General features: G+C 65.9%; 22 protein-coding genes. 9 read left to right on the top strand and 13 right to left on the bottom strand.

The genetic code is table 11. The features are described from left to right. Window positions 1-141: 141 nt before the first annotated feature. The 4 genes from EB836_RS02875 to EB836_RS02860 are packed head-to-tail and all read right to left on the bottom strand — an operon-like array spanning window position 142 to window position 3,482. Window positions 142-960 carry a creatininase family protein gene (locus tag EB836_RS02875; protein ID WP_135537619.1) on the bottom strand — a complete coding sequence of 273 codons (819 nt, stop codon included), beginning with the start codon at window positions 958-960 and terminating at the stop codon, window positions 142-144. Continuing rightward, complete coding sequence (locus tag EB836_RS02870) at window positions 957-1,664, bottom strand: GntR family transcriptional regulator (protein ID WP_135537618.1); 708 nt, start codon at window positions 1,662-1,664, stop codon at window positions 957-959. The genes EB836_RS02875 and EB836_RS02870 overlap by 4 nt, the downstream gene beginning before the upstream one ends. Window positions 1,665-1,715: 51 nt before the next feature. Beyond that, complete coding sequence (locus EB836_RS02865) at window positions 1,716-2,744, bottom strand: PHB depolymerase family esterase (RefSeq protein WP_135537617.1); 1,029 nt, start codon at window positions 2,742-2,744, stop codon at window positions 1,716-1,718. A 60-nt stretch (window positions 2,745-2,804) separates the two neighbouring features. After that, window positions 2,805-3,482 (bottom strand): GntR family transcriptional regulator, encoded by a 678-nt coding sequence (locus tag EB836_RS02860; RefSeq protein WP_135537616.1) that lies wholly within the window; start codon window positions 3,480-3,482, stop codon window positions 2,805-2,807. 187 nt (window positions 3,483-3,669) lie between these two features. On the opposite strand from EB836_RS02860, the gene EB836_RS02855 reads away from it, so the two are divergent. The 3 genes from EB836_RS02855 (at window position 3,670) to EB836_RS02845 (ending at window position 8,063) form a co-directional block, all read left to right on the top strand. Beyond that, entirely contained in the window at window positions 3,670-4,686 is a 1,017-nt protein-coding gene (locus EB836_RS02855; RefSeq protein WP_135537615.1) for a 1-aminocyclopropane-1-carboxylate deaminase, read from the top strand. A gap of 134 nt (window positions 4,687-4,820) precedes the next feature. Beyond that, entirely contained in the window at window positions 4,821-6,299 is a 1,479-nt protein-coding gene (locus tag EB836_RS02850; RefSeq protein WP_135537614.1) for a sodium:alanine symporter family protein, read from the top strand. A 369-nt stretch (window positions 6,300-6,668) separates the two neighbouring features. Then, window positions 6,669-8,063, top strand: coding sequence for an NAD-dependent succinate-semialdehyde dehydrogenase (locus tag EB836_RS02845; protein WP_135537613.1), 1,395 nt, complete (start codon window positions 6,669-6,671; stop codon window positions 8,061-8,063). Window positions 8,064-8,182: 119 nt separating this feature from the next. Here EB836_RS02845 and EB836_RS02840 read toward each other — a convergent pair whose 3' ends face one another. Genes EB836_RS02840 through EB836_RS02830 form a run of 3 tightly spaced genes read right to left on the bottom strand, consistent with a single transcriptional unit; the run spans window position 8,183 to window position 9,575 of the window. Then, complete coding sequence (locus tag EB836_RS02840; RefSeq protein ID WP_135537612.1) at window positions 8,183-8,632, bottom strand: hypothetical protein; 450 nt, start codon at window positions 8,630-8,632, stop codon at window positions 8,183-8,185. Then, complete coding sequence (locus EB836_RS02835; protein ID WP_135537611.1) at window positions 8,629-8,970, bottom strand: DUF6204 family protein; 342 nt, start codon at window positions 8,968-8,970, stop codon at window positions 8,629-8,631. The genes EB836_RS02840 and EB836_RS02835 overlap by 4 nt, the downstream gene beginning before the upstream one ends. Further along, on the bottom strand, window positions 8,967-9,575 hold the full coding sequence (locus EB836_RS02830; RefSeq protein ID WP_135537610.1) for a TetR/AcrR family transcriptional regulator: 609 nt from the start codon (window positions 9,573-9,575) through the stop codon (window positions 8,967-8,969). Before EB836_RS02830 ends, EB836_RS02835 begins: the two co-directional genes overlap by 4 nt. Before the next feature lie 162 nt (window positions 9,576-9,737). Between EB836_RS02830 and EB836_RS02825 the strand changes: the two genes are divergently transcribed. The 4 genes from EB836_RS02825 to EB836_RS02810 all read left to right on the top strand — a co-directional run bounded on the left by EB836_RS02825 (window position 9,738) and on the right by EB836_RS02810 (window position 16,092). Continuing rightward, a complete protein-coding gene (locus EB836_RS02825) occupies window positions 9,738-11,288 on the top strand; it encodes a class I adenylate-forming enzyme family protein (protein ID WP_135537609.1) in 1,551 nt (516 codons plus the stop codon). Continuing rightward, a complete protein-coding gene (locus tag EB836_RS02820; protein ID WP_135537608.1) occupies window positions 11,285-12,616 on the top strand; it encodes a beta-ketoacyl-[acyl-carrier-protein] synthase family protein in 1,332 nt (443 codons plus the stop codon). The genes EB836_RS02825 and EB836_RS02820 overlap by 4 nt, the downstream gene beginning before the upstream one ends. Window positions 12,617-12,630: 14 nt before the next feature. Beyond that, entirely contained in the window at window positions 12,631-13,836 is a 1,206-nt protein-coding gene (locus EB836_RS02815) for an acyl-CoA dehydrogenase family protein (RefSeq protein WP_135537607.1), read from the top strand. A 543-nt stretch (window positions 13,837-14,379) separates the two neighbouring features. Further along, window positions 14,380-16,092, top strand: coding sequence for an ATP-binding cassette domain-containing protein (locus EB836_RS02810; RefSeq protein ID WP_135537606.1), 1,713 nt, complete (start codon window positions 14,380-14,382; stop codon window positions 16,090-16,092). Window positions 16,093-16,141: 49 nt separating this feature from the next. On the opposite strand, the gene EB836_RS02805 is transcribed toward EB836_RS02810, so the two are convergent. Both EB836_RS02805 and EB836_RS02800 read right to left on the bottom strand, forming a co-directional pair. After that, window positions 16,142-17,656, bottom strand: coding sequence for a sodium:solute symporter family protein (locus tag EB836_RS02805; protein WP_135537605.1), 1,515 nt, complete (start codon window positions 17,654-17,656; stop codon window positions 16,142-16,144). Continuing rightward, complete coding sequence (locus EB836_RS02800) at window positions 17,653-17,979, bottom strand: hypothetical protein (protein WP_135537604.1); 327 nt, start codon at window positions 17,977-17,979, stop codon at window positions 17,653-17,655. The genes EB836_RS02805 and EB836_RS02800 overlap by 4 nt, the downstream gene beginning before the upstream one ends. A 492-nt stretch (window positions 17,980-18,471) precedes the next feature. Between EB836_RS02800 and EB836_RS02795 the strand changes: the two genes are divergently transcribed. Next, a complete protein-coding gene (locus EB836_RS02795) occupies window positions 18,472-19,548 on the top strand; it encodes a hypothetical protein (protein ID WP_135537603.1) in 1,077 nt (358 codons plus the stop codon). A gap of 242 nt (window positions 19,549-19,790) precedes the next feature. Here EB836_RS02795 and EB836_RS02790 read toward each other — a convergent pair whose 3' ends face one another. The 4 genes from EB836_RS02790 to EB836_RS02775 form a co-directional block, all read right to left on the bottom strand. Continuing rightward, on the bottom strand, window positions 19,791-21,464 hold the full coding sequence (locus tag EB836_RS02790; protein WP_135537602.1) for a dihydrolipoamide acetyltransferase family protein: 1,674 nt from the start codon (window positions 21,462-21,464) through the stop codon (window positions 19,791-19,793). Beyond that, on the bottom strand, window positions 21,464-22,537 hold the full coding sequence (locus tag EB836_RS02785) for an alpha-ketoacid dehydrogenase subunit beta (RefSeq protein WP_135537601.1): 1,074 nt from the start codon (window positions 22,535-22,537) through the stop codon (window positions 21,464-21,466). Before EB836_RS02785 ends, EB836_RS02790 begins: the two co-directional genes overlap by 1 nt. Further along, window positions 22,534-23,640, bottom strand: coding sequence for a pyruvate dehydrogenase (acetyl-transferring) E1 component subunit alpha (gene pdhA, locus EB836_RS02780; protein WP_135537600.1), 1,107 nt, complete (start codon window positions 23,638-23,640; stop codon window positions 22,534-22,536). Before pdhA ends, EB836_RS02785 begins: the two co-directional genes overlap by 4 nt. Before the next feature lie 172 nt (window positions 23,641-23,812). Continuing rightward, window positions 23,813-24,328, bottom strand: a complete 516-nt coding sequence (locus tag EB836_RS02775; RefSeq protein WP_135537599.1) for a hypothetical protein — start codon at window positions 24,326-24,328, stop codon at window positions 23,813-23,815. 109 nt (window positions 24,329-24,437) lie between these two features. On the opposite strand from EB836_RS02775, the gene EB836_RS02770 reads away from it, so the two are divergent. Next, window positions 24,438-25,067: a TetR family transcriptional regulator gene (locus tag EB836_RS02770; RefSeq protein ID WP_240689557.1), complete on the top strand. Its 630-nt coding sequence runs from the start codon at window positions 24,438-24,440 to the stop codon at window positions 25,065-25,067. The last annotated feature ends 68 nt before the right edge of the window (window positions 25,068-25,135 follow it).

Genomic DNA, 25,135 nt, shown 5'->3' with positions numbered 1-25,135 from the left:
GGTCTCCAGGGTCTCCAGGTGGATGGCGGAGGAGCGAAAAAGGGCATGACTCATCGCGGGCCCGTGAGCTCCATCGGTCTGAGAGGGCGGGTGGTCAGTGGTGGTGTCAGTTCATCTCGGCTGTCATGGGCGCAGCATGTCTCATAGGCGCAGCATGTCTCGGGAGTAGGCGACGAGTTTCGCGATGACTTCGCCGAGGAGGTCGCGACCGGCCTTGGCAGTGGCGGTTCGGGGGTCGCCGAGGACCCCGTTGTCGGCATATCGGTCGAAGGTGACTGCGCTCGCGGGGGTCTTCGTGCGGCTGAGCCGTGCGCGGTCGTCGAGCTCGTCGAGTCTCGTGGCCCCTGGCGCGAGCCGAGGGGAGTCGACGAGGCGGTCGTCGATGGCCAGGACCTGGGAAGTCTCGGACTCCCCGCAGTGTCCGCTGACCTCGGTGCGGGGCAGTGCGGCGGTGGTCTCGGTCGCCAGCGCGCTCACGGGGGAATGGGCGAAGACGAGGTTCGGATGGGAGTCGAGCAGCACCTGCTGGGCGACGCCGAGCGCGGCCTGATTGCCGCCGTGGCCGGTGATGACGAGGAGCTTGGCGAATCCCGAGTCGGCGAGCCGGGCCGCGATCGTGGTGACGATGTCGATGAAGGTCCGCGGGTCGAGGCTGATCGTGCCCGGGAGGAAGGTGTGGTGCGGGGAGACCCCGTAGTCGACGCTGGGGAGGACGAAGGCCCGGCCTGCCGGATCATCGGCCGCTGCCCTCGCGGCGAGTTCTTCGGCGACGGCGAGTGCGACATGTTCGGCGCGGATGCTGTCGGTGCTCAGCGGCAGCGCATCGCCGTGCTGTTCACAGGCGCCCACCGGGAGGATGAGGAGGCTGCCCTGCTCCTTGGCGACTTCGACTTCGAGCGAAGTGAGCTCCCCGTACCTGCGGATGTCCGGGCGGATCTCGCTCACCTGCTGTCTGGTCACTGTTCGGCCTCCTTGTTCGCCGCGTCGTCTGTCTGAGGATCATCGGCCCAGTCCGCGAGGACGACGGTCTTGATCGCCTCGAGGTGCTTGCGGGTGCGATGAGCGGCTTCGAATCCGTCGCCGCGCTTGATCGCGTCGAGGATGTCCGCATGCTCATCGTGGTCACGCAGCCGGTCGTAGGTGGTCCGCGCCGCCTGCTGAGTGCGCGAGTGGATCGCGAGCAGCGAGACGAGCATCTCGTGCAGGGCGCGGTTGCCCGAAGCCCGTGCGAGCTCGACGTGGAAGTGGCCTGCTGGGACCGCGGTCTCGACCTGCAGGGCATTGTCGAGGGCGGATTCCATCGAGGCGACCGCCTCGGCGCTCTGGATCTGGGCCGCCAGCTCGGCGATGCCCGGCTCGATTGCGACGCGGGCGTCGAGGAGCTCGATCGCCGCAGCGAGGTCGACGGGCACATAGTGCGGATTGTCGAGGATGCGGCGATTGATCGCCTCGCGCACATAGGTCCCCGAGCCGTGCATGAGCTCGACCGAGCCCGTGGCCTCGAGCCGACGCAGGGCTTCGCGGACCGTGGGCACGGTGACCTCGAAGCGTTCGGCCAGAACCTTCGCCGAGGGCAGTGTCTGGCCGGGCTGCAGGTTCTCGGCACGAATCGTCTGGACGATCTCACGGGTGAGTCGTTCGACGAGTCCGATGGATGGTGTCATGCCACTCTCCTTCAAGTGTTTAAGTCATCTAATCACTTTGGTGCGGATGTGTCAACGGTCACGTGTCGGTCCCGCGTGGTTCTCGAAGAACGCCCACAGGGTGTCGGTCGCCGAGAAGTGCTTCGTCACGTACCCGCCGCCGCTGTAGACCACCTCACCCGGCCAGACGTGGCCGCCGTCGGTGACCGAATAGAGCTCGACCTCGGCGCCCGAGCTCTTCCCTCTGGCGGTGGAGGTCCCAGCCGTGCAGTTCTTCCAGCTCGTGCGCAGCACATCCTCGCCCCTTTTGCCGACCCTGCGCTCGGTCGTGGCCGTGCAGTCCGAAGCCTCGGCCCAGGGCTCGATCCAGTCGCGCACGCCCGGATAGGTCTCGCCCTGGCGCTCGCCCCCGTCGTAGTGCATCGTCGCGTCGCCGGTGCCGTGGATGGCGAGCATCGGCGTCGGCTCCGAGTAGTCGCAGCCGTTCGTCGACTGCGGATAGTAGGCCCCGGCGACGATGCCGAAGGCCGAGAACCGGTCGCGCAGATGGCAGGCGAGCACCGAGACGAAGCCGCCTCCGTTGGACTTGCCGGTGGCATAGACGCGATTGAGGTCGATGCAGTGCTCGTCCTCGATCGAATCGAGCAGATCGGAGACGAAGCGGACATCGTCGGCACCGCTGGCATAGGGGGCACCCTGCCAGGAGCGTTTGCCGTCGTCGAGTGCACCATCGGGGAAGACGGTGACGGCGGGGAGGGTGGGCAGGCCCGTGTAGTTCTGGAGCTCGGCTCCGTCCGATCCGTTGCCGTGGAAGCCGAGGATCAGCGGCATCGGCGTCGACTCCTCGTAGTCGCGGGGGATGTTGATCCGATAGGTCCGATCCTCGCCCGCCGAGGTGATCGTCCGTTCGTCATTGCCCGGAGTCTGCTCGCTCCCGCAGCCTGCGGACGGGGCGGCCTCCAGCGTCGGGGCGGCGGCCTCGGCCGCCCTGCCCGGGCTCGTGGCAAGGGCCGGCCCCAGAGCCAGGAGACTCGAGGTGAGAACCACGGCGGATGCCGCTGCGAGGATGGCGGTCGGGGTGCGTCTCGTCGTCGATTGCATCGTGAGTCCTTTGATCGTCGGTGATCGTGAGCAGGACTCTAGCACAAGTCATAAAATGACTTAAGGACTTGCCGGTGACTCCGATCGTCGAGACTGCCGACCGGAGAGCGAAGCCCAGTTCTGCCTCGTGAGATCGACGGCGAGGCCGTGATCGCCGGCGCGGACGGCCGCGATGATTTCGGTGTGTTTCTCAGGCGAGGCCGAACCGGCGACCGAATCGAAGTGGAGGTACTCGGTGCGGCGCAGGGTGGCCGTGACGAGCTCGAGGTGATCGGCGATGAGCGGGTTGCCGCTGCGGGACAGGGCCACCTCGTGGAATTCGTCATCGGCGGTGATGGCTGCGTCGATGTCGGCGGTGTCGAGGGCCGCGCGCAGCCGCTCGTTCGCTCGCTCCATGGCGTCGAGGTCCGCGCCGGTGAGGTCCGCGACGGCGAGGTTCATGGCCAGGGCATGCAGCTCGGCGGCGATCTGACGTGCATGGACGATGGCCTCGGGATTCTCCGGCGCCACCCGGGTCATCCTCCCCGGTTGGGCCACAACAAGACCGGCCTGGGCCAGGCGCTGCAGGGCCTCGCGCACCGGAGTCCGCGAGACCTGCAGCCAGGCGCCGAGCTCCTGATCGCGCAGCTGCTCTCCGGGGGCCAGCTGCCCGCGGACGATCGCATCGCGGATCGACCGGTAGACGTCATCCCGCAGGAGAGTGCGCTGCGGGGAGGGCGAATGCGCGGGAATCGGCACCGGGGGTCCTTTCGTCGGCATCGGGATGGCGGTCGGCACCGGTCGTGGAAGTCTGGGATGCGGTGCCGACCTCATTGTAGACAGGCCCGAAATGCAATATATTGCATATCACTGGCCGCGATGTGCTGGTCGTCTCCGGCAGAGAGCAGGGATCGCGGTCGAACGATACGACGACGAAGGGGTCCCCATGGCCATCACCGATTTCGACCGCTATCCGCTCACCTTCGGGCCGAGCCCCGTGCATGAATTGGGCAGGCTCGGGGACCACCTCGGCGGGGCGAGGGTCTGGGCCAAACGGGAGGACGTCAACTCCGGACTCGCGTTCGGCGGAAACAAGACCCGCAAGCTCGAGTACATCGTTCCCGACATCCTCGCTTCGGGCGCGGACACGCTCGTTTCGATCGGCGGTTACCAGTCCAACCACACGCGGCAGGTCGCGGCCGTCGCTGCCCATCTCGGCCTGAAGGCCCGTCTCGTCCAGGAGCGCTGGGTGGACTGGGAGGATCCGGGCAATGACACGGTCGGCAATATCGAACTCTCGCGCATCATGGGCGCCGACGTCCGCCTCGACTCGGCCGGATTCGACATTGGCATCCGCTCGAGCTGGGAGAATGCGCTCGCCGAGGTCGAAGCGGCCGGCGGCAGGCCCTATCCGATCCCGGCCGGGGCCTCCGAGCACAGGTTCGGCGGACTCGGCTTCGCGAACTGGGCCTATGAGGTCGCCGAGCAGGAGAAGGAGCTTGGGGTCTTCTTCGACACCATCGTCGTGTGCACCGTGACGGGCTCGACCCATGCGGGCATGATCGCCGGGTTCGCGGCTCTCGAGGATGCCGGCGGGCGTCCCCGTCGGATCATCGGCATCGACGCCTCGGCGACCCTGGACAAGACCCGTGACCAGGTCCGGCGCATTGCGAACTCCACTGCCGAGCTCATCGGACTCGGTCGGAGGATTCGCGAGGACGAGATCGACATCCGCTCCGGCTGGGCCGGGCCGGCCTACGGCATCCCCGACGAGTCGACCGTCGACGCGATCCGCACGACCGCTCAGCTCGAAGGCGTCATCCTCGATCCCGTCTACGAGGGCAAATCGATGGCCGGGCTGCTCGATCTCGTCGGTCAGGGCGGCATCGACAGGGACTCCACGGTCCTCTACGCCCACCTCGGCGGTCAGCTCGCGCTCAACGCCTACAGCTCGATCTTCTGAGCCCGGCGTCTGAGTCCGGGTCGGCTCAGGAGTCGCCGTGTTCTCCCAGAACATTCATCGGGTACAGTCAGGAACTGTTCTCTGCAATGATCTGGGTCACGTCGCGCGCCGACGTTGGAAAGTGAAGTGACATCATGGGTGCTGCCGCCGAATTCTTCGATACGATCAGCGGATTCGTCTGGGGTCCGTTCCTACTCATCCCGCTGCTGCTGGGCACGGGCCTGTACCTGACGTTCCGCCTCGGCGGGCTGCAATTCACGAAGCTGCTGCCGGCCCTGAGTCTGGGCATTCTCAAGCGCAAGGACGCCGGATCCGAGGGTGACATCTCGCAGTTCCAGGCGCTGACGACGGCGCTGGCGGCCACGGTCGGCACCGGCAACATCGTCGGCGTGGCCACTGCCATCGGCATCGGCGGTCCCGGTGCCCTGTTCTGGATGTGGATGACCGGCCTGCTGGGCATGGTCACGAAGTATGCGGAGGGCTTCCTCGCGGTGCGCTTCCGCGGAACCGATGAGGCCGGGGAGAAGTCCGGTGGCCCGCAGTACTACCTCGAACGCGGCATCAAAGGTCCTCTCGGCAAGGTCCTCGGCCTGATGTTCGCCGTCTTCGCCGTCCTCGCCTGCTTCGGGATCGGCAATATGACGCAGGGCAACTCGATCGCGGCGAATGTCGAGTCGAGCTGGTCGGTTCCCACCTGGATCACCGGCGCTGTGCTCACGGTCCTCACGCTCGTCGTCCTCGTCGGCGGCATCAAGTCCATCGGACGGGTCACGGCCGGCCTGGTGCCGATCATGATCGTCTTCTACGTCCTCAGCGCCATCTACATCCTCATCGCGAACATCGACGCCCTGCCCTCTGCCTTCGCCCAGATCTTCACCGAGGCCTTCACCGGCACTTCGGCCGTCGGCGGATTCGCGGGCTCGGCGATCATCGTCGTCGTGCAGATGGGCGTGGCCCGTGGTCTGTTCTCGAACGAATCGGGACTCGGTTCGGCACCGATCGCCGCAGCCGCGGCAAAAACCTCGCATCCGGTGCGTCAGGGGCTCGTGTCGATGACGCAGACCTTCATCGACACGATCATCGTCGTCAGCTTCACCGGTCTGACGATCATCGCCACCGGGACCTGGAACGAAGTCGATCCGGAGACAGGGGAACAGATCAGTGCGGCGCTCATGACGGGCGAGGCCTTCTCCCACGGTCTGCCCGGTCATTGGGGTCACTGGGTCGTGACGCTGGGCATCGTCCTCTTCGCGTTCTCGACGCTGCTCGGCTGGTCCTACTACGGCGATCGCAATGTCGAACGCCTCGTCGGCCGGCGCGGAGTGCTGCCGTTCCGGATCTTCTTCTCCCTCGTCGTGTTCGTCGGTTGCACCACCGAACTCGAGCCGATCTGGAACTTCTCGGATGTGATGAACGGTCTCATGGCCCTGCCGAACCTGCTTGGCATCCTCATCCTCTCCGGACTCATCGCCCGGGAGACGAAGCACTACCTCAAGCACGATCCGCAGCTGAAGGCGGACAAGGACACGATCGAATCGTTCATGATCGATCAGCCCGGTTGGGCCGACTGGAAGGCCGGAGACGTGATCGGCTCCTCGCGCAGGTTCGACTGATTCCCTCACCGAGGCGGCCGTCCCCAGTATGGGGGCGGCCGTTTCGCTGTTGCGGTGCGTTCCCTTCGCTGAGGCGGCAGTCCCTTTGGGGTGGTTGCCCCTTGCAGGCGGCTGCCCCTTGGGAGGTGGCTGTGTTCTGCACTCACGGCATGCGGATTTCGTTGAAGCGTATTCGGAATCCGCACTCCCTCGGTGGCGGGTCGGTGATCGATCCAGGACTGAGGATTCCCCCAGGTTCCGGCACTTGTTGCGCGGGTCACGTGTTGATAGCGTGTGAGACAGGCATACGCAATCCGTCGATTCCGACGGCGAAGAGGTATGCGATTGCTTAGCCGGCGCCAACAGGCGCCCACGTCAAAGGAGTCTGGAATGAGCAATGTAGGAAGCGCCGCAGGCGGCTACCGCGTCGAAAACCCGGCCACCGGTGAAGTCGTCGAGAAGTTCGACAACGCGACCGACGAGGAGATCCAGCAGGTCCTCGAGTCCGCGCACAAGGGGTTCCAGGCCTGGCGGGACAAGACCATCGAGGAGCGCGCTGCCGTCGTCAACAAGGTCGCAGCCCTGTTCGGTGAGCACAAGGCCGAGCTCGCGAAGATCATCGCCGAGGAGATGGGCAAGCCCACCGCCGAAGGTGAGGAAGAGGCCGAGTTCTGCGAGGCGATCTTCAACTACTACGCCGACAACGGACCGAAGTTCGCCGCCGATGAGCCGATCGAATCGATGTCCGGAGGCAAGGCGTTCATCCAGCGCCGCCCGGTCGGTGCCCTGCTGGGCATCATGCCGTGGAACTTCCCGTACTACCAGGTGGCTCGCTTCGCCGCGCCGAACCTCGTGCTCGGCAACACGATCATCCTCAAGCATGCGGAGATCTGCCCCCGCTCCTCGGCGAAGATCGCCGAGCTCATGAAGGAAGCCGGCGTCCCCGAGGGCGTGTACAACAACATCTACGCCACGCACGAGCAGATCGAGACGATCATCGCCGATGACCGCGTCGAAGGCGTGTCCCTGACCGGTTCCGAACGCGCCGGCTCGGCCGTGGCCGCCACGGCGGGCAAGCATCTGAAGAAGGCCGTGCTCGAGCTCGGCGGCTCCGACCCCTACATCATCCTCGACACCGATGACATGAACGAGGCCGTCGACACCGCTTGGGGCACTCGCCTCTACAACACCGGCCAGGTGTGCAATGCGAACAAGCGGATGATCGTTATGGACGACATCTACGACGACTTCGTGTCCGGACTGACCGAACGTGCCCAGTCCTGGGAGAAGGGCACCCCCGCCGAGGCGGGCGACGGCAAGTACTCGCCTCTGTCCTCTCGGGGCGCGGCCGAGAACCTGCGCAAGCAGCTCGATCGGGCGGTCGAACAGGGAGCGAACCTCGTCGGCGGTGAACTCGCCACCGATGGTTCGGCCTATGTCACTCCGGCCGTGCTCACCGGAGTCACCTCGGAGATGGACGCCTACCGCGAGGAGCTCTTCGGACCTGTGGCCACCGTCTACAAGGTCAGCAGCGATGATGAGGCCCTCGAGCTGGCCAATGATTCGCGCTTCGGCCTCGGCGGTGCCGTGTTCGCGAAGGATCCCGAGCGTGCCGCGAAGCTCGCTCAGCGTCTCGACGTCGGCATGTCCAACGTCAACACCCCGGCCGGCGAAGGCGCGGAGATCCCGTTCGGCGGAACCAAGCGGTCGGGCTTCGGTCGCGAGCTCGGCCCCTACGGCATGGACGAGTTCGTCAACAAGCGCATGTACTACGTGGCTGACTGATACTCGACCTGCGCACCGTCGATAAACGGGTTGGGCGTCGAGAAACGTGTGAACGCACGGGTGTCTCGACGCTCAGCCCGTTTTTCGCTGTCTTGCGGCGGGGCGCTCAGCTGGGGAACTCAGCTCTCGAAGGTCCACTGCGCATCGACATCAGGGTCCGATCCCGCGATCGTCGACACCTCACTGGGGTCGAGGCCGTTCTCGGCGAACCAGCGGCGCGCCGCCTTCTCTGCGATGCCCTCGGACTGCTCGACGAGGAAGCGGCCGCTGTCGGTGAGGGAGAACGCACCCGATTCCGAGCGTGAGAGCCAACCGAGTTTGACCAGAGGCAGACTGGCACGCACTGCCTGTGAAAGCGTCTCGCCCATCGCCTCGGCGAGGTCCTCCCGGCCCAGCCCCTGTGGCCGGGCATCGATGAGGCGCAGTCGGCGAAGGTCGTCCAGGCTGAGCCCCACCCGCGAGAGCGCCGCGCCGACCGTCGTGTCCAAAGAGCTCTTCGCCCAGGCCAGAGTCAATGCGGCCTCGAGGTTCGGCACGGAAGCGCAGTCGGCGGCTTCGTCTGTGCTCATGACCGTGTCCTCGGCCGCACCTTGACCTCTTCGAGGCACACCGCTGAGACACTCACGACCCTGCCGACGAGGCCGCGTGCGGCGAGGTCGGCATCGGAGAGCTCCTCGGCTCGGATGCTCGCCAGCGTTTCGGCGTCATCGCGGTCCGCCTCGTCGCTGGTGACCAGAAATCGGTGCTGATAGTTCACGAGCTCGGGCGTGTAGAGGAACGTGCCCTCGGGGGAGAAGCGCGCGGAGAGCATGTCGTGATCGTCCTGTGCCGCACGGAGGCTGCGGTGCTGCTCCTCGTCGAGTGCGGCGAAGCGCCCGCGGACGGTGATGCGAAAATTCCAGGTCATTGTGGGGCCCCTTCGGCTCGGGTGGCGTGATCGAACAGGGTGATGATCTCGTGCGCTTCGATGCTGGGATGGGTGGGCACTGCCGTGTCGAGGACGGAACGCAGCGACAGAGCCATCGTGGCGGGATCGAAGCTGCGCATCTCGCCTCGGCGCTGGCCGTCCTCGAAGAGCGCCACGAGGTTGGCGATGGAATCGGCGGAGCGCTCGCCGTAGGACTGCGCCGGTGCAGCGGGCCGGCTGAGGTAGCCCACTGCTGCGATGATGGCTGCGGCCCGAGCCGGTTCGCGGCGACAGTAGTCGATGTGTGTGGAGATATAGGCCGCGAGCCGGTCGTTCGCGGACCCGGCCGAGCTCAGGGCCCGGCCCAGCTCAGGCCCGAGATCCTCGACGACGAACTGCACGACCGCCGCGGCGAGCTCGTCCTTGTCGGAGAAGTTCCCATGGACGGCTCCGCGGCTGAATCCGGCGGTCTCCGCGACCGCGACGAGCGAGGTGCCGCGCACCCCGTGCTCGGCGAAGAGTCCAGCGGCCGATTCGATGAGGCGTCGACGGGTGAGCTCCTGGCTCTCTCGGCGCGTCAATCGGGGTGTGGAGGGGGCAGTCATGATTTCAGAATACAACGAAGTATCCGAATACTCCAAAGTATCTCAGTGGCAGGGCTGCGGTGAGAGGGCGTCGGCCACGTTGTACTGTGGGAACGGCCGACACGGTGCGCCGGTGTGCCGCCGAACGCTCCGATGGAATGCCATGAACTCTGGAGGTCAGAATTGCCGATCACCTCGACGATCCTCGACGTGGCACTCGTACGCCCCGATCAGCTCGCCCTCGCCGGGTCCGAGGCCCGACTGAGCTACGGGGAGCTCGTCGACGACTCCCGTGTCGCGTTCGCCGTCGTCGACTCCCTCCACCGGGCGCAGCCCGAACCGCCGAGGCCCGCCCCGGAGACCCAGGGAATTCCGATCACGGCCGTGAGCACCACCTCGGCGTTCTTCACCGCCCGCATCATCGCCGGGCTCGCCGGCTACCGCGCCGTCTCGGCGACCATCGATCCGCGGTGGCCGCTCGACCACCAGGTCGGAGTCATCCGCACGACAGGCATCGGCCTCGTCATCAGCGAATCGCGCACCCTCGCCGAGGCGCTCGCCGCCGCCGGCTGGACCGGGACCGTGATCACCCCGGCCGAATTCGCGACACGCGAGGCGCAGGTCCGCAGCGCTGGCACCCCGGCTCCGGCCCCGACCGTCCGCGAGGCGAGCGAACCTTTCCTCATGCTCTTCTCCTCGGGCACGACGAGCAATCCCAAGGCCTTCATCAAGACCCGGCAGCAGTACCGGGACAATGTGGCCGTCTCCTCCGCTCACCTCGAACCGCTCCCCGAGGTGGCCACGCTCGCACCCGGCCCCGTGTCCTACAGCCTCACCCTCTATGCGGTCATCGAGTCGCTTGCCACCGGCGGCAGCGTCCACGTCGCCGACGACTTCGACCCCTTCACCATGGGGCCGCGCATCGCGGACGAAGCCATCACCCGCATCGTCGCCGTGCCCGCCGTGGTCAAGGCCCTCGCCGAGGCGGCCGGGCGTTCCCCCGACCGTTTCCACGGTCTCGACCTCCTCGTCACCGGGGGAGCGAACCTGCCCGCGAGCATCCGCGACCGTCTCGCCGAGGTCCTCCCCGAGGCCCGACTCATCAGCTACTACGGTGCCGCCGAGATCGGCTTCATCGGCGACAGCCGCGCCGGCGACGGCACCTGGATCACCGTCTACGACTCGATCGGGGCCGAGGTGCGCGGAGACGACGGGCAACCCCTGCCCGATGGAGAGATCGGCACCCTGTGGATCAGGGCCGCCGCGTGCTCCGACGGCTACGTCACCGGCACCACCGACGCGCAGCTCCAGGGCCCGGACGGATGGGCCAGCGTCGGCGACCAGGGACGCATCGAAGGCGGACTGCTCCAACTGGCCGGCCGTGCCGGGGATATCGCGATCACGGGAGGACACAAGGTGTCCCTGCCGGAAGTCGAGCGGGCGTTCGAGACGTGCCCCCGCCTCGGCGAGGCGTGCGCGATCGCGCTGCCCGACGACAGCCTCGGCAGCATCGTCGCCCTCGTCATCGAAACCGGGTCCGCCACCGGAGCCGGCCTTGCGCCGTCTGTCCCAGGCAAGGCCGCGCTGCTTGCTCACGCGCGTGCCCGCCTGGCCCCGCAGTTCGTGCCGCGTCGGTTCTACCTGATCGACCGACTGCCGCGGACCGTGGGCGGGAAGATCCGGCGCACGGAAGCCACCGAACTCATCACGAACGGACAGGGACAGCGACTGTGAACACCCCCACCACCCCACCGCGCCGAGTCGTCGTCACCGGACTCGGCGCCATCACCCCGAGCGGGCAGGACCCCGAATCCCTGTGGGAATCCGTCCGCACCGGAATCAGCGCCATCGACGTCCTCGCCGGTGAGCAGTTCGCGGACCTCGCGGTGCGCATCGGCGGACAGATCCGCGACTTCGACGCCGAGGCCATCCTGCCTCGAGCGCTCGCCCGCCGTCTCAGCCCCGTCCAGCACTGGGCCATCGCCGCCGCCGACCAGGCCCTCCGCCAGGCCGGAATCGCCTCGGCCGCCGAGGAACTGCCCTGGGACCGTGACCGCACCGCCGTCATCGCCGCCACCGGATCTGGGCCCGTCGATGCCATGCAGTCAGCGACCCGCGTCCTCGATTCCGGCGGCCCCCGCGCGGTGCCGCTGACTCTGGCCATCCACGGTGCGCCGGACTCGGCGGCCGCCCTCATCAGCCAGCGTTTCGATCTCCGCGGTCCCGGGCAAGGCGTGTCCGCGACCTGCGCATCCGGGGCGATCGGCCTGGGAGAGGCCATGCGACGCATCCGCCACGGCTACGCCGAGGCTGTGCTCGTCGTCGGGATGGAGGACTGCCTCGGCGCGGTCAATCTCGCCTCGAATGCGAACATGCGCGCCCTCGCCGCAGGCTTCGACGATGACCCGACCGCAGCGAGCCGGCCCTTCGACCGCGCCCGGAACGGGTTCGTCATGAGCCAGGGGGCGGCCGCGATCCTCCTCGAATCCGCCGACTCCGCCGCCGCACGCGGGGCCGAACCGCTCGCCGAACTCGCCGGGTTCGGCGCCGCCAGCGATGCCCACCACCCGACGAATCCGCATCCGGATGGGCGGGGAGCCGCCTCGGCGATGGTGCAGGCCTTGGCCGATGCCGGGCTGGAACCCGGCGACATCGACCACATCAACGCCCACGCCACGGGCACACCGGCCGGGGACCGGGCCGAACTCGCCGCCTTCGACGCGGTCCTCGGCGAGGACGGGCGAACGATCCCGATTTCGGCGACGAAATCATCGACGGGGCATCTGCTCGGCGCTTCGGGCGTGGTCGAAGCGATCATCGCGATCATGACGCTGCGCGATCAGGTGCTGCCGCCGACCCTCAACCTCGATGACCGCGAGTTCCCGGAATGGGACATCGTCGCAGGCCAGGCCCGTGAACTGAGTGAAGACACGGCCCCCGCCGAGGCGGCCGCCACCACCGTGCTGTCGACTTCGTTCGGTTTCGGCGGACACAACGGGGCGATCATCCTGAGCCGGAGTCTCGCCGCGGTGGGTGCGGCGCGCACGAATGAAAACAGCTGAACAGAGGAGAGACGATGACCGACCGTGAGATGCGCGTTCGCGAACTGGCCGAGAAGCACCTGCCCGATGAGGCGCTCGAACGCTTCCGGCAGCGGGCCGATGTCTATGACCGCGAGAACCGGTTCTTCGATGAGGACCTTGAGGAGCTGAAGTCACTGGGCTACCTCACCCTCTTCGTCCCGCAGACCCACGGCGGACCCGGGCTGAGCCTGTTCGAGGTCTCCCGGCTGCAGCAGCGACTGGCCGCGGCGGCGCCGGGAACCGCGCTGGCGATCAACATGCACCTCATGTGCACGGGCGTGGTCAAGGCGATGAACGACCGCGGTGACGACTCGCTCAACTGGGTCTTCGACGAGGTCATGGCCGGTGAGATCTTCGCCTTCGGCATCTCCGAACCCTCGAACGACTGGGTGCTGCAGGGCTCGACGACCGAGGCGGTGCCCACCGCGGACGGCGGGTTCGAACTCACCGGGGTGAAGATCTTCACGTCGCTGTCACCGGTGTGGACTCGTCTCATCGTCCACGGGGCCGTGGCCGCCGATGACGACGGCATCGCCGGACCCGATGCCGATGAACCGGCCGAGGGCGAACTCGTCTACGGCTTCATCGAACGTTCGGCGCCGGGGATCACCGTCTCCGATGACTGGGATGTGCTGGGCATGCGGGCCTCGCAGTCGCGGGCGACCATCCTCGACCAGGTGCCGATGAGACCCGAGCGGGTCTCCCGGGTCATCCCCGCCGGCAGACACCCCGACCTGCTCACCTTCGCCATCACGAGCAACTTCCAGCTGCTCATTGCCGCCGTCTATGCGGGAGTCGCCGGCCGGGCACTGGAACTCGGTGCGGCCGGGCTCCACAAGCGGAAGTCCGCGAAGGCCGGCACCGCTTTCGCCGAGGTGCCCGAGGCCCGGACCCGCCTGGCCGACGCCCACCTCGACCTCATGCCGGTGACCGCGATGATCGATGCCTATGCGCGGGACTTCGATGACCTGGTCGATCACGGGGCAGGGTGGCCGCTGCGGCTCGTGGGTGCTCGCATCAAATCCGCCGAGGCGGCCCGACACTGCACGGAGACCGCGCTCATGTGCACGAGCGGCAGCGGATTCGGCAACAAGCACGAACTCTCCCGACTCTTCCGCGATGCCGCGGCCGGACTGTTCCACCCGCCGAGCGCCGATGCCGCCCGCCCCATGTACGCGGCGGCTCTGCTCGACGAGTAGGGAGGGAGCCGGCGGCTGTCCTTGTCGTCGCTCAGGTAGCGCGAAACTCGAAAAGAGCGCCGCCAGCGACGACTTTTTCGACGTTCGCGTTACCTGAGGGCGCCGCCCCTGCAGACCGACTCGGGTGGCGCCGCTGCTCATCGGCGTCATCCTCGGCCTCGGGCGGAGACCGGACTTCGCGGTGTGCTCGCGGTGGCCGACGGAGATGCGGCTGTGCTCTTGAGTTCGTCGCTGACGATCGGAATCTATATCGTGCTCGCCGTTGCGGTGCTGTTCACACTGGTCCAGCATCTGCGGCACTGTCGTTCAGGGTCGAAGGTGCTGGTGGAAGCCAGTCAGCAGTGGCGGATGGCTCTCCGGGGCCGCGGGCGCGATTCGGCGTTTGCTAGAATTGACGGCATGAGTTTCGGTCTCCCATCGAGAAGGCTCCGCAGCCGCCGCTGACGGCGGCGGGATCAGCTTTCTACATCTCGTGCGCCGTCCTGGCCCTCGCCGGACGGTGGCTTCATGCTGTCCGGCTCCATGACGAGCTGAAAGACCACGATGCCGGAAACCACATCCTCATCCCCTTATACCGATCTGCCCACAGGCGAGAATCAGCTGCCCGCTGGCTCTGCCGCACATATCCGTGCCGAAGACATCCACGTCATGCGCGGCGACCGTGAGGTCCTCACGGGCCTCGACATGACGATCTCCGCCGGTTCACGGACGGCCATCGTCGGAGAGAACGGCAGCGGAAAGACGACCCTGCTGCACCTTCTCGCCGGCACTCTTCCGCCCGACCGGGGAACACTGCGGCAAACGGGCACCGTCACTCTGCTTGAACAGGCGCTCGACGCTGACGCGAACCGCACCGTCGGTGACCTCATCAACGAGTCCCTGCGCCACGAGAACGCCGCGCTGGCCGCACTCGACGCTGCCGGCGAGGCGCTGGCCAGGGAAGACCCCGGCTCCGAGCCGGCGTTCGCGGAAGCCCTCGAACTGGCGACCCGCCTCGACGCCTGGGACGGTGAACGTCGCATCGACACTGCACTGGCAGGACTCTCGGCCTGTTCCGATCGCACGCGGACGCTTGCCAGCCTCTCCGTCGGCCAACGCTACCGAGTGCGTTTGGCCGTCGTCCTCGGTTCGAGCACGGACATCCTGCTGCTCGACGAACCGACGAACCACCTCGACACGTCCTCCCTGGCGTTCCTCACCGAGCGGCTGTGTAATCGCTCCGGCGGATTCGCCCTGGTCAGCCACGACCGGGCGCTGCTGCGCGATGTCGCCAACGACTTCCTCGACCTCGACCCGAGCCGCGACGGCCGTCCTCGGACCTATTCCGGCGGCTACTCCGGATGGGTCGAGGGAAAGCGTCGGGACCGCGAGAAATGGGAGCAGGACTACCGCGCCGAGGTGGTCGAGCACTCCCGCCTGACCGATGCCGCCGATGACGCCCGATCCCGACTGAGCACCGGATGGCGGCCCCCGAAGGGAACAGGCAAGCACGCTCGTGCGACGCGGACGGCCGGAGTCGTGCAGGCCTTTAACCGTCGAGCCGACGACCTCGAACGGCACGCCGTTGAGGTGCCCGAACCGCCCCTGCGTCTGCAGTGGCCGGACATGCCGGAGGTGTCGGAAACCGATGACGAGCGGTGGGAAGCGGACAGCGGCCCGCTGCTGACTGCGGAATCGGTCACCGTCGAGGGGCGGATGGGGCAGACGGTTTCCCTGAGCATCGATCCCGGCGACCGTCTGCTCATCACCGGGGCGAACGGCACCGGCAAGTCGACGCTGCTCGACGTGCTCACTGGCCGACTCGAGCCGAGTTCCGGAGAAGTGCGGAGACATCCGCAGGCGCGGGTGGAGCTGCTCAGCCAGGAGGTTCCCGAGTGGAACGCCGACGACACAGCCGCCCGAGTGTTCGAGGACTGCTCACTGAAGGCGTCACTGTCCGGTGACCTCACCCTGCAGGACCTCGGTCTGCTCTCGGCGGATGATTCGATGACACCGGTCCGCCGACTCTCGCAGGGTCAGCAGCGCAGGCTCCAGCTGGCGATGTGTCTGGCCGTCGAACCGGACGTGCTCATCCTCGATGAGCCGACGAATCACCTGTCCACCTCGCTGGTCGACAAACTCGAGGAGTCATTCGGGACCGCCTCGGCGGCGCTCATCGTCGTCACCCACGACCGGCAGATGTTGTCGGATCTCGCGGAGTGGCCGCGTCTCGACATCGGGAGAGCGGCGGTCGGGGACCGAGCGCAATCGGCCTGACCGACAGCGAATCGGGCCGCCGAGCGGGAATCCGTCGGGGAGGACGCTCTTACCCAACTGCCGCCTCGGTGCGTGTCTGACGCTGATCGGCCGGGATCCACCGCGGGTCCGGTTTCACCAGCGTGATCGCCACGACCACGACGAGGTTAGCCGCGACCGCCCACAGACCGCCGTTGATTCCGAGCAGCGGGTCGAGTCCCGTGTAGTGAAGGGTCACCATGACGACGGAGCCGATGAGGAGCCCAACGGCAGCGGCCTGCTTGCTCATCCGCGGCCAGTACAGGGACAGGAGTGCAGCCGGAACGACCTGCGCGAGTCCTTCATAGCTGAGCACGGAGAGCTCGACGAGCGCATCCGGCATGAGCAGGCTCATCGCAAGGGCGATGACACCGACTGCCAGACACACCCACTGGGACAGCGCCTTCTGGCGCAGACCACGGGCGGCGTGCTGTTCGGAGGTCATCGAGGCGGCGTTCTTCGGACCGGCCAGACCGCCGCCGAGGACGGTCCTGCCCCACATCGATCCGACCGAGAGCATGTACACGCTCATCGGCACGATCGCCGACAGTGCTCCGGCGACGCCGATGATCGCGACGATCGGCGCGGGCAGTGAGTCGATGACCACGGAGAACAGCGCCAAGTCGGCGTCCTTGAGTGCCGGGACGACGAAGAGTGCGGCCACGCCGACCATCATCGGCACCAACAGCAGCAGTTGGTACCACGGCAGGAGGATCGAGTTCCGGCGCAGTGCATTCGCCGAGGTGCCCGACAGGTATCCGGCGATCGATGTCGGAAACACGGTGATGGTGATGCCGTTGAGGATGATCGTCGAGATGAACCATGCGCCTCCGTAGATGCCCTCGCCGGCGCCGGGGAACGTCAGCCACTGGGACTTCTCGCTGACGAGGAGGTCGAGCAGAGGTGCCAGGCCGTCGAAATAGTGCAGCGGCACGTAGATCGCGAGGAAGGCCACGGCGAGGATGACCAGTCCGTCCTTGAGAACGCTGACCCAGGCGGAACCGCGCAGACCGGAGACGAGGATGAACGCCTCGGCGACGATGAAGGAGATGATGGCGGCGATCTTGAGGTCGATCGCCCCGTAGCTCATCGCGTTGACGACCGCGCCCATGCCCTGGATCTGCAACTGGATGTAGGGGACGATGAAGATCGTCGCGAGCACGGCGACGAGGATCGCGAGCCCTCTGGAGCGGAAACGATGTTCGACGATGTCGGAGAGGCTGACGAGTTTGTGCCTGGCCGCGTAGGTCCAGAACAGCGGTCCAACGAGGTAGGCGACGACGAGACCGACGCTCAGGTACCCGATGAGGTAGAGGATCGGCACACCGTAGGAGTAGGACCAGCCGGCCGTGCCGAGGAACGAGAATGACGTGTAGGTCTCGCCCGCCATGAGCAGCAGGATGAAGACGAAGCCGAGTCCGCGACCGGACACCGACCATTCGTCGAGAGATTTCTCCCGACCCCGGCCGGACCACACGCCGACACCGATGGTCGCGAGCATGGCGAGGCCGAAGATGATGCAGGCGATGACTGCGGAAGTGCTCATTGTCCGGCCCCTTCCTCGTGAGAATTCCCGCTCGCTTCGATCTCATGAGCCTCACCGAAGGCGATATCAGCTGGAATGTATTCCGCTTTGTCGGAGCGGTAGTAGTGATCGCCGCGTGCAGTCATCCACACGAAGAACCAGGTGAGAACCGTGACGACGATCGTGTAGGTGATGACGAACGGCAGGCCGGCGATGCGCGGCTCGACCGAATTCGCCACGAGCGGGGTGAGGGCGTAGAGAACGACTGGGATGATGAGCAGGAAGAGGGAGAACCGCCGCCGAGGCGGCCCCGACGGCGGTTGTGAATCATGAGTCCGGGACATGCGCGCGCCCTTTCACCATTTCTGACGTCTTCGGCAAGATGACCCGGCAAGGCTAGTGGTCTGGACCATGGGCGGCGGAGAGTGGTCCGAATCGTGGAATCGCGCTGGTGATGCTGGTCAGTGAAGTTGACCAGCGGAGAATCGTGTTCGCAATCGCCAAAAACTCGAGTCAGGACTAGGAAGCCGCGGGAAATCCTCTAGAGTGCTCCTCGCCACGACTTTCGAACTCTGTGTCAGTCCTCCGTGCGAACATGAGTGAAGCCGGGCAAAGGTGGCAAATCGGGTTGATACAGGTGGTCGATACAGATGTTTCTAATTTTGACAGCCGCAGTTGTGCTAATCGGTCTCGGTGTTTGGGGTGTTATCAAGCGAGTAGGCACCCTCAAATATACGAACAATTGGCGAGGCCCGCGGCTGCTCATCTATGGCGGAGCCTTCCTCGCCGGCTCAATCTTACCTACAGGTCCATTCTATTTACTGGTAGTTGGAGGAGTGATTGTCTTCTTCATTGCCGATTTCACTATCGGAGTTTTGGTGTCTAGGAGCGTTGACTGGGATACTCGACTGACTTTCGTTAACGAGGTTGGTGTTGCTCTTGTCGAAATTTGGCGAGGTGTGCTGTCTTCCCTGAGAAACGCTGGCAAAGTAATTGCACCGCATGGTTGGAAATCGGGCTTCAGTATCCGCCGCGACAGCCCTGTCGTGAGAACTTTAAGCGATATCACTCGAAATGTGGATTTACCGATTGCAATCGGTCTCAAGTTGATGTTCGCTTTGTGGATGCTATTAATAGTGGCCTGGGTGGGGGTCTATGTACCTTTGTCATTTGCGTGGGTTGCAAGCGGGGAAAGCGATTCGGCGGTGTTGTTTCAACGCATGGGGGAAATCTATCTCTACGCATACGGCCCTTATATCGTTTCGGTGTGGTTGATTTCTTGTGCAGTCATTGCGCTACTCGGCTCCTTCGTCCGAATCAACGGTGATGACAGGCGCCCATTCCGTTCAATCGTGTATTTTTCGGCTAGCTCGGGAGTCGGTGCGGCTATAGGTCTAATTCTCGGGCTAATTGCTCCTCCGCTCTGGGATATAATTTCGAGGACCCCATTCCAATCGCTTCTTAGTTCATCTCCGCCAGCGTCCGAGGGTCTAGCTCTTTCGTGTTCCACTCTTGGTACGGTTCTGGGGGCACTAATCGGTACCTATCTGTCTGTCCGTGATCGGTTGTCATCAATTGGCAACATACTTTACCGAGAGGTTATAGTTATGGGGCTGTTGATGATCTCAGGGTTTTTGGTGGGTCTCGTAGATTCTCTTTCACCGCGACATTTGCTCGAAGTTCTGGCGTCACGATCCAGTATTGCTTCACACGGAGAATGTTTGGTGGACAACGATCTCAAGTCACTGACGACAAGCGATGCAGCAAAATGTTTTCTGTTCGAGAGCGACAGTTTCGTGCTCTCTTCAGAAAGCGTGTTTTGGGTAATGTTCTGGATTCTTCTATTGGCTGGATGCAGTCGCCTTATTTTTGAATTGGCTAAGGGTTCTCGTGAACGTTTGTCCGAGGTCTGAATGCGATGCAGAGATGATTAGGTCAGGTGCCGAACGCGGCTCCGTGAGTCAGGAGGCTGTCAAATTGAGATGCGGAGCTGCAATCCCAAAAGAGTTTCCGACGCGAGGAACGCGAGTGTACTTGTCGGGGCGTGCACCTTTCGACAAGTGCGCTGACGGTTGAATGACGTTGCTCTTGTGCGCGAGCGCCTGAACGAAACTGAGACGATCCGGGCCGGACGGCACTCAGACCCCGGCAGACCTCAGAGCTCGGGGAGCAGCGAGATCGGGTTCTCGATGCAGGCGGCGACGAAGGTGAGGAACTCGCTCGGTTCCTGACCGTCACAGGCCCGGTGGTCGAAGACGAAGGACAGGTACATGACCTTGCGCACGGTCAGCTGTCCGTCGACGACCCAGGGACGTTCCTTGATCCGGCCGAGACCGAGCATGGCCACCTCGGGGAGGTTGATGATCGGGGCCGAACCGTCGACGCCGAACACACCGTAGTTGTTGAGCGTGAATGTTCCTCCCGAGAGCTCAGTCGGATCGAACTTCCCTGTCGTCGCCTTGCCGACGGTCGCCGACACCGAATCGCGCAGCTGTCGCAGGCTCATCTCGCCCGCCCCGTGGACGACGGGAACCATGAGTCCGCGCGGAGTCTGCGCGGCCAGTCCGAGGTTGATGTCGCCGTGGGTGACGATCTCACCGGCGGCCGTGTCGATCGAGGAGTTGATGATCGGATACTTCTTCAGCCCGGCCACGACGAAGCGGGCGACGAGCGAGAGCAGAGAGTACTTCTCTCCCGAGCGCGCCTCGAGCGCGCGCTTCGTGGTCAGCAGCTCGGTGGCGTCGACGTCGAGCCAGATCGTCGCCTCGGGGATCTCCTGCCGCGACTTCGTGAGGCGTTCGGACACGACCTTCCGCAGCCCCGTGATCGGGGTGCGAGTGTCGCGGTCGGACCGATGGGAATTCGCTGCTGCGGCATCGCCGGCGAAGGCGGGCAACTTCGCCGCAGCGGCTGTTCGGGATGCGGAAGCGCTCGCCGAGGCGGCTCCCCGTTCCGTGCCCAGGTGCGGTTGGTTTGCCGGCGACGTCCCTGCGGGGACGTGGGCAGCGGCACCTGCCCCGGACCCGATCGCTGATTGCACATCGACCCTGGTCACGACCCCGCCTGGGCCGGTACCGGGCAGGTGCTTGGCGCTGATGCCGTGATCCTTCGCGAGCTTGCGCACGAGGGGAGAGGATACGGGGGAGACGTGGTTGTCCGCATCGCTCGCTGATTCGTCGGCGGCGGACACCGACGAGTCGACCGTGGAGGACGGTAACGAGCCATCAGCGCGTGCGGGCGCCTCTGTCGGCGGCTGCGTTGGAGCATCCGGGACGACGGTCGGAACGGCGGGAGCCGCAGTCGGTGCGGCGGTAGATGTCGCATCCGGTGTGGCCGCGTGCTTGCCGCCGAACGAGCGTTTCTTCGTCGACCTGGTCTTCGGCTCCGAAGTGCCGTAGCCGATGAGGTTCGCGCCGTTCGATTCGTCGGCGCCAGTCTCGCCGCCGTCGTCTCCGCCGTTTGCGTCGACTGCGCTCGTGCTCGCCACCGCGCTCTCGGAACCGCCGTCGGCTGTCGACTCAGCGCCCGCGCTCACCTCGGCTCCCGCCTCGGCGACGGAGAGCAGGGCCTGACCTGCACTGACGGTGTCCCCGGCGGCGGCGTGGAGGCTGACGATGCGTCCCGCGTAGGGGCAGGGGAGTTCGACGACGGACTTCGCGGACTCGACCTCGACGACCATCTGATCGACCTGGACCTCATCGCCGACGGCGACCTTCCAGGAGATGAGCTCCGCCTCGGTCAGCCCCTCGCCGAGGTCGGGGAGGATGAACTCGCGCGTGGCCGCGGCGGAGCCGGCATCGCGACGCACAGAACTCGTCTCAGCACTCATCACAGCTCCCAATCCCACGATTCGAGAGCATCGAGCACGCGTTCGACCGTCGGCAAGTAGTACTCCTCCATCTTCGGTGAGGGATAGGGCACGTCGAACCCGGCGATCCGCAGGATCGGGGCCGACAGGTGCGTGAAGTTGCGTTCGGTGAGGCGGGCGGCCACCTCGGCGCCGTATCCGCCGAACTGCGCGGCCTCATGGATGACCGCGGCCCGCGAGGTCTTGCGCACCGAGGCGGACACGGTCTCATCGTCGAAGGGCGACAGCGTGCGCAGGTCGATGACCTCGACGGACAGACCGTGCTCGGCACCGGCTTCCGCGGAATCGAGTGCGGTGCGCACGGTCGGACCATAGGCGAGGAGGGTGACATCGGTGCCCTCGCGGAGGACCTGAGCACGGTCCATTGCGGCCGTGGTCACAGGCAGGGAGAGGGTCTCCTTCATCCAGTACCGCGGCTTCGGCTCCATGAACACGACCGGGTCATCGGAGGCGATCGACTCGCGCAGCAGAGAATACGCGTCCGCCGGATTCGAGGGCGTGACGACGGTCAGCCCCGGAGTCGAGGTCCAATACGCTTCGGAGGAATCCGAGTGGTGCTCGACGCCGCCGATGTCCCCGGCATAGGGAATGCGGATCGTGATCGGCAGGCTGACCTTGCCTTTCGTCCGGTTCCGCATCTTCGCCACATGGGACACGATCTGCTCGAATGCCGGGTAGGCGTAGGCGTCGAACTGCATCTCGACGACCGGGCGCATCCCGTTCATCGCCATGCCGATCGCCGTGCCGATGATCCCGGACTCCGCCAGCGGCGAGTCCCAGACCCGATTCGACCCGAATTCCGCGCGCAGTCCTTCCGTGACACGGAAGACCCCGCCGAGGCGGCCGACATCCTCACCGAAGATGAGCACGGTGTCGTCGGCGGCCAGACTGTCGCGCAGCGCCTGGTTGAGCGCCTTCGTCATCGTCACCGAGGACGGGGCGGACCCGACATTGCTCGCCGAGGCGGCCGTGGCGGTTTCGTCGTTCACCGCGGTCGGATCGGTGGTGGAATCGGTTCCCGTTTCAACGCTCATGCGTGCCCCGCCGCTGCGAGTTCGGCTTCGAGGACCTGCTGCTGCTCGGCCAGTGCGGTGCGCGGGCGAGCGTAGACGTGGGCGAAGAGTTCGCGCGGGTCGATCTCGGCCTCGGTGTTCATGGCATCGCGGACGGACGCGGCCAAGGTCTCGGCCGCCTCGGCGATCTCATCGACGCCGGCATCGTCGAGGGCACCGGTCTGACGCAGGTACTTCTCGAGACGATCGATGGGATCGAACTGCTTCCAGTGTTCGACCTCCTCGGCGTCGCGGTACTTCGTCGGGTCGTCGGAGTTCGTGTGCGATTCCATCCGGTAGGTCAGGGCCTCGATGAGGGTGGGGCCGTCGCCGTTCCGGCCGCGCTCAAGGGCGGCGGTGACAGCGGCGAACACAGCGGCGACATCGTTGCCGTCGACGCGCAGCCCGGGCATTCCGTAGCCGGCGGCCCGGTCGGCGAGCATCGTCGCGTTCGTCTGCTCCCGCAGCGGAGTCGAGATCGCATACTGGTTGTTCTGGAGGACGAAGACCGTCGGCGTCTGCCAGACGGAGGCGAAGTTGAGGGCCTCATGAGCATCGCCCTCGCTGCTGGCGCCGTCGCCGAGGAAGGTCAGAGTCGCAGCATCCGTTCCCTTGAGTTTCGCCGCCATGGCGAATCCCGTGGCATGCAGGGTCTGCGTCGCAAGAGGCGTCGCCGCAGGTGAGATGTGGTACTCGTGCGGGTCGAACCCGCAGTGCCAGTCGCCGCGGAAGGCCGCGAGGATCTCGGGCACGGGCACCCCACGGGTCAGCAGCGCTGCCGAGTCCCGGTAGGTGGGGAAGAGCCAATCGCCGGGGGCCAGCGCGGTGGTGGCCCCCACCTCGGCGGCCTCCTGACCTGCCGCGGAGGGATAGGTCGCGAGTCGACCCTGACGGGTCAGGTGCGTGACCTGTGCTTCGAACCGTCGGACGAGGACCATCTGCCGGTAAAGCCCGGTCAGGGTGCGATCGCTGGGAATGCGCAGCCCCTCGGTCGGGGTGTCGGTGAGCCGGCCATCTGCGCCGATGAAGCTGATCGGCTGCAGCTGGGGCAGTGAACGGCCTGTGGTGGGAACGTCAATGGTCATGCCCCCATGGTGACGTGAGCCGAGTCACGATTCCATGGCGTCACGCCAGGTGAGGACGGGCGGCCAAACGTGTCGCGAACTCGGGACGAAGGGGCCGGTTCCGGCAGGCCGAGTGGACATTTGGCTGGGCGGTCGGGGGTTCATTCACGCGGGCGCGCCGGTGCCACGGTCTTCAGATCTCACCCCAACGATAGCCGTGGGAGGTGAAGGCCTCGGCGATCGCAGCTTTCTTGCCTTCGACGGTTCCCTTGAAGGCCTGATGCCCGCCTTCGGTGACGACGACGAGTTTGCCCTCGGCGAAATATGCGGTCGAAAACGAGGCGCGGGAGATGCGCAGCGGGTGGTCGTCGTCTCGTCCGATGGTGATTCCGTGCTCGTCGATGCGCAGGGGAGTCGTCGAGGCGGCGATGACGAACGTGGCGATGAGCCCGAGCGCCCCGCCGATGATCGGACGGGCGATGACAACCCACGCCTGGTCGAACCGGCTGAGCTTCTCGATGACGTCTCCGAAGGGGATGGGGAATGTCGCGGCGATCGATCCGAGTGCGGGCAGGAAGAATCCGAGCGCCACGCCGATGCCGATGCAGACGAGGCCGATGACGACGACGTCGGTCCGACTGAGCGCGAACGTCGCAGCGGTGTGGGGCTGCTGGGCGGTGGGGTCGTTCTTCTGTCGGGGCTGGTCCATCACATGCTCAATCCTCGAAGGCCTTTGCGGTACTCCATGATACCAAAGTGGAACATGTGTGTTCCACAAGTAGACTGCTCTGTATCGTTCACCGAGTCAGGGAGGGGGTGTGCCGGTGCAGGGCATGCGTCGATTGGGCCAAGACGCCCTGGTCAGCGAGGCGCTGACCATTCTTGCCGAGAACCCGCAGGCGTCGATGATTGAGCTCTCGCAGTCGATCGGCGTCGGCCGCACCACTCTCTATCGGCATTTCGGTGATCGGGAGGCGCTCGTCGCCGCGGCGGCCCGGCTCGGTGCCCGGCGATTCGGTGAGGCTGTCATGAAGGCCCGGCCCGGCGACGGCGATGGATTGGCCGCGCTCGAGCGGATCTGCGCGGAGCTGTTCACGCTGCCCGATGTGCTCACCCTGCTCTTCGCCGACAACCCGATCATCACCGATGAGACCTTCGCCGAGGCGGCCACCGAGTCCCGTGCGGATGCAGAATCTGCGGGCGGTGGCGCGGAAGGTGCGGGTGACGATGCCGATCCGCTCGAAGCCGTCATCGCGAGGGGGCAGTCGGACGGCTCCATCGATGAGGGCGTGCCGATCGGATGGGCGGCGGCGTTCGTCTACCTCACTATCGGCTCCGGACACCTCTTCAGCGTGAGTGTCGGCGTCGACGATCCGACCGTGCGCGCCCAGTCCCTCGAGCTGACCATCAGGGCGGTGCGGAAGACCCTGGGGTCGCCCGGAGTGTGATCTCGGTAAAGACGCGGGGCCATGCCGGGTCGGTTCTGGGGCGGACGAGGTCTGGCTTGTTACCGTTA

The organism is Brevibacterium sp. S111 (genome assembly GCF_004745075.1).
Taxonomy (GTDB): Bacteria; Actinomycetota; Actinomycetes; order Actinomycetales; family Brevibacteriaceae; genus Brevibacterium.
Note: the sequence above shows the minus strand (reverse complement) of the source record. Positions and strands in the feature narration are given on the sequence as shown.

Coding starts and splice junctions, on each gene's coding strand:
- EB836_RS02870 (WP_135537618.1), bottom strand. CDS start 1,664: ATGACACCATCCATCGGACTCGTCGAACGACTCACCCGTGAGATCGTC.
- EB836_RS02865 (WP_135537617.1), bottom strand. CDS start 2,744: ATGCAATCGACGACGAGACGCACCCCGACCGCCATCCTCGCAGCGGCA.
- EB836_RS02855 (WP_135537615.1), top strand. CDS start 3,670: ATGGCCATCACCGATTTCGACCGCTATCCGCTCACCTTCGGGCCGAGC.
- EB836_RS02850 (WP_135537614.1), top strand. CDS start 4,821: ATGGGTGCTGCCGCCGAATTCTTCGATACGATCAGCGGATTCGTCTGG.
- EB836_RS02845 (WP_135537613.1), top strand. CDS start 6,669: ATGAGCAATGTAGGAAGCGCCGCAGGCGGCTACCGCGTCGAAAACCCG.
- EB836_RS02840 (WP_135537612.1), bottom strand. CDS start 8,632: ATGAGCACAGACGAAGCCGCCGACTGCGCTTCCGTGCCGAACCTCGAG.
- EB836_RS02835 (WP_135537611.1), bottom strand. CDS start 8,970: ATGACCTGGAATTTTCGCATCACCGTCCGCGGGCGCTTCGCCGCACTC.
- EB836_RS02830 (WP_135537610.1), bottom strand. CDS start 9,575: ATGACTGCCCCCTCCACACCCCGATTGACGCGCCGAGAGAGCCAGGAG.
- EB836_RS02815 (WP_135537607.1), top strand. CDS start 12,631: ATGACCGACCGTGAGATGCGCGTTCGCGAACTGGCCGAGAAGCACCTG.
- EB836_RS02810 (WP_135537606.1), top strand. CDS start 14,380: ATGCCGGAAACCACATCCTCATCCCCTTATACCGATCTGCCCACAGGC.
- EB836_RS02805 (WP_135537605.1), bottom strand. CDS start 17,656: ATGAGCACTTCCGCAGTCATCGCCTGCATCATCTTCGGCCTCGCCATG.
- EB836_RS02800 (WP_135537604.1), bottom strand. CDS start 17,979: ATGTCCCGGACTCATGATTCACAACCGCCGTCGGGGCCGCCTCGGCGG.
- EB836_RS02790 (WP_135537602.1), bottom strand. CDS start 21,464: ATGAGTGCTGAGACGAGTTCTGTGCGTCGCGATGCCGGCTCCGCCGCG.
- EB836_RS02785 (WP_135537601.1), bottom strand. CDS start 22,537: ATGAGCGTTGAAACGGGAACCGATTCCACCACCGATCCGACCGCGGTG.
- pdhA (WP_135537600.1), bottom strand. CDS start 23,640: ATGACCATTGACGTTCCCACCACAGGCCGTTCACTGCCCCAGCTGCAG.
- EB836_RS02775 (WP_135537599.1), bottom strand. CDS start 24,328: ATGGACCAGCCCCGACAGAAGAACGACCCCACCGCCCAGCAGCCCCAC.